Source organism: Amycolatopsis nivea (genome assembly GCF_004522235.1).
Classification (GTDB): domain Bacteria; phylum Actinomycetota; class Actinomycetes; order Mycobacteriales; family Pseudonocardiaceae; genus Amycolatopsis; species Amycolatopsis nivea.
The window spans coordinates 1-763 of sequence record NZ_SDLT01000113.1 but is presented as its reverse complement, the minus strand read 5'-3'; the positions used below and the strand labels follow the sequence as shown (position 1 = coordinate 763).

At 69.3% G+C, this 763-nt stretch carries 1 protein-coding gene; it reads left to right on the top strand.

The genetic code is table 11. The features are described 5' to 3' along the window. Positions 1-122: 122 nt before the first annotated feature. Positions 123-763: transposase family protein (locus tag EIZ44_RS44455; RefSeq protein WP_500676321.1), on the top strand; the 641-nt coding region annotated here is incomplete at its 3' end.

The window sequence follows — 763 nt, the reverse complement described above, 5'->3', positions numbered from 1 at the left end:
GACCTGGATCCACCGGTGTGATTGGTGTTGTAGGCCGTGTCTAGAGGAGCAGATGCCCTCTGGCCTGGGATGATTGTTCTTGCGACAGAGCAATTGTCACCGAGGGAGAGGGCATCTGCTGGATGCGATCATTGCATACCGCTGGATCGGTGTCGGCGAGGTTCGACGATCCGAATCTGGTGTCGCATGCGGGGCTGGTGCCGGTGATGCGGCTGGCCGAGGACGCGGGGGTAGCCGCGCTGGCCGACGACCTGCTCACGCTCGGGACCACAGCGGGGTCCAACGCCGGTGCGAAGGTGTCGACGATCGTGGCGGGGATGGCGGCGGGCGCGGACTCGATCGACGATCTGGACGTGGTCCGCCACGGCGCGATGCCGCGGTTGTTCGGCGGGGCGCGGGCACCCTCGACGCTGGGCACGTTCCTGCGCGATTTCGCCCTCGGCCACGTCGCCCAGCTGCAGAACGTCTCCGCCCGGGTATTGCAGAACCTGGCTGTGCGGGCCCCGCTGCTGCTGGCGGGGGTCGGCCAGTTAGCGTTCCTCGACATCGACGCCAAGATCACACGGGTGTTCGGGGCGGGCAAAGACGGCACCGCGGTCGGCTACACGAAGGTCCGCGGGCTGAACTTCCTCGGCGCGTGCCTGTCCTCGCCGCTGGCCGCGCCGGTGATCACCGGGACCCGGCTGCGCGGCGGGCAGGCCCATTCCGCCCGCAACGCGGTTTCGTTCGTGCGCGCCAACCTCGCCGCCGCCCGCGCCTGCGG